A 1549-nucleotide genomic window follows, 5' to 3' on the forward strand; every position below is an offset into this window, starting at 1 on the left:
GTGCGCAAAGCAATTAGAGGCCAAACGTATGCAAACCAAAAAGTCTCGGCCATGCCTTTGTTGAATTTACTGACACGCTTGGTTTCAAAAAGTCGTACAAATCCGATGACCTCAATGGTCCAAAAATTCGAAAATTGTGCGAAAACCGAGCAAAATTTACTGGTAATTTGATCATTTAAGATTGTAAATTATACTTTTGTAGGTCTTGTTTTGTCTAAAGAGTATGCTGACATCGTTGCTGTTCTTGAGCCGCTCGCTGATTTTTGCACGCAAACATCACTTACCAATGCTAAGCTGTCTGATGTTGAGATTGAACAAATTGTCAGCGCAAACAAAAAACTGTTACAAGCCCTTGAAGACACGCGTTGCTTTATTCGTTCAAACAAATGTCATGTAGCGTTAAAGCATCTGGAGACTTTTGTGCGCAAAAATCGATGCCTTAGTAATATGTCCGAAGAAGGTCTTGAGTCGTTGCATTCTAATTTTGGGCAAATAGTCGACAAAATTAAGCGATCGAATCATCTGAAGGTTTTGCTTTATGCTGCAAAGCAATATTCCGTCAAGGTATTTCTTTTTGATCGTAGCGAATATGAAGAACTGTAATTGTTGATGGCGGTTTATAATAAAAGTTGCACTTGTTATTTGTCCTTTTTCAAAATTCATCAACAAAAAATATCGAAAATGTGAAAAAAAATGCAGAAAATAATTACAAAAATGCAAAAAAAAGGTTGTGTTGTCTTAAACCCATTATAACTCTTTCAGATTCTATCCAATTTTTACGTTTATAAGCTCAAAATGACCGGCAAGCAAAAATGCGTGGACTCTCGCCGGGTTTTTTCATTTTTTGATCATACAACAGATATCCATTCATTTTGAGTAAGCACCAAAAATGAGCAATTTGGATTTTGATGGATCTCGGTAAATATCCAAATAAATATAGCCGTGCTTATACTCATTCGACTCGTAATCGCAAGATAAGCAGAGTTTCTTTGACCACTTTTGTATTTAGACGCTGAGATTTCAAAATCCAGGTATTTAAAAAATGCGAAAAAAACAGACTTTTTTATTTTTTGTTTTTCTCAAAAGCAAACAGAAGGATCGCTGTGGGAATATCATCATTAATTTTGTCTCAATTTCAGCTTTCGAATGATATATAATAAGGCAAAAATTGACAGAAAACACAATTTCATGTTGACGTGCACCGTCACTGCTAGCGTCATGACACGGCCACAAATAAAAGCTTGTTTTTATCCGTAACATGGCAATAGAAGTGAAAATGTTTGAAATTTTAACATACCACGTAATCGGAGGACCCGGATTGTGAGCGTGTCCGTGACCATTGCGACGAGCTTGAATCTGCATTTGACGATAAGCCGCCCGTGCAAACATACCGAGAGCTTTCATTTTCGGATGAATCAACTCTGAAATTAAATAGAATTAAATTGGATGCACAAAATGTACGAATATCAAACACGCAAACAAGCGAAACAGCCTATCAACGGGGAACGGCAAGCAAGAGACGAAAAAGACCGAACTAGACGAGTGAGCG

At 36.9% G+C, this 1549-nt stretch carries 1 protein-coding gene; it reads left to right on the top strand.

All coding sequences use genetic code 11. The features are described 5' to 3' along the window. Positions 1-210: 210 nt before the first annotated feature. Positions 211-603: a hypothetical protein gene (locus ACQR30_RS10290; RefSeq protein ID WP_429734709.1), complete on the top strand. Its 393-nt coding sequence runs from the start codon at positions 211-213 to the stop codon at positions 601-603. The last annotated feature ends 946 nt before the right edge of the window (positions 604-1549 follow it).

The organism is Arachidicoccus sp., from assembly GCF_050436765.1.
Classification (GTDB): Bacteria; Bacteroidota; Bacteroidia; order Chitinophagales; family Chitinophagaceae; genus Arachidicoccus.